The following is a 1128-nucleotide window of genomic DNA, read 5'->3' as shown; positions in this document are numbered from 1 at the left end:
TGCTTGGACGTGCACAACCAATCGCACGCTTCTTCTATCCTTCTGCGTCCCTCCATTGCTCAAACGATAAAGAGGTGGTACAGGAATATCAACCTGTTGTCCATCGCCTACGCCTGTCGGCCTCGGCTTAGGTCCTGACTAACCCTGAGCGGACGAGCCTTCCTCAGGAAACCTTAGGCATTCGGTGGACGGGATTCTCACCCGTCTTTCGCTACTCATACCGGCATTCTCACTTCTAAGCGCTCCACCAGTCCTTCCGGTCTGACTTCACTGCACTTAGAACGCTCCCCTACCACTGATACCATTGGTATCAATTCGCAGCTTCGGTGGTGTATTTAGCCCCGGTACATTTTCGGCGCAGAGTCACTCGACTAGTGAGCTATTACGCACTCTTTAAATGGTGGCTGCTTCTAAGCCAACATCCTAGTTGTCTAAGCAACTCCACATCCTTTTCCACTTAATACACACTTTGGGACCTTAGCTGGCGATCTGGGCTGTTTCCCTCTTGACTACGGATCTTATCACTCGCAGTCTGACTCCTAAGGATAAGTCATTGGCATTCGGAGTTTGACTGAATTCGGTAATCCGATGAGGACCCCTAGTTCAATCAGTGCTCTACCTCCAAGACTCTTACACTTAAGGCTAGCCCTAAAGCTATTTCGGGGAGAACCAGCTATCTCCAGGTTCGATTGGAATTTCTCCGCTACCCACACCTCATCCCCGCACTTTTCAACGTGCGTGGGTTCGGGCCTCCATTCAGTGTTACCTGAACTTCACCCTGGACATGGGTAGATCACCTGGTTTCGGGTCTACGACCACGTACTAAACGCCCTATTCAGACTCGCTTTCGCTGCGGCTCCGCCTCTTCAGCTTAACCTCGCACGGGATCGTAACTCGCCGGTTCATTCTACAAAAGGCACGCCATCACCCATTAACGGGCTCTGACTATTTGTAGGCACACGGTTTCAGGATCTCTTTCACTCCCCTTCCGGGGTGCTTTTCACCTTTCCCTCACGGTACTGGTTCACTATCGATCACTAGGGAGTATTTAGCCTTGGGAGATGGTCCTCCCAGATTCCGACGGAATTTCACGTGTTCCGCCGTACTCAGGATACATTCAAGAGAGAA

Annotated in this window: 1 rRNA gene; it reads right to left on the bottom strand. The window is 51.2% G+C overall.

Annotation, left to right across the window (positions count from 1 at the left end):
* Positions 1-1128, bottom strand: a 23S ribosomal RNA gene (locus PDL00_RS34670); the annotation flags it as partial.

Source organism: Bacillus cereus group sp. TH152-1LC (genome assembly GCF_027710505.1).
GTDB lineage: Bacteria > Bacillota > Bacilli > Bacillales > Bacillaceae_G > Bacillus_A > Bacillus_A mobilis.
Note: the sequence above shows the minus strand (reverse complement) of the source record. Positions and strands in the feature narration are given on the sequence as shown.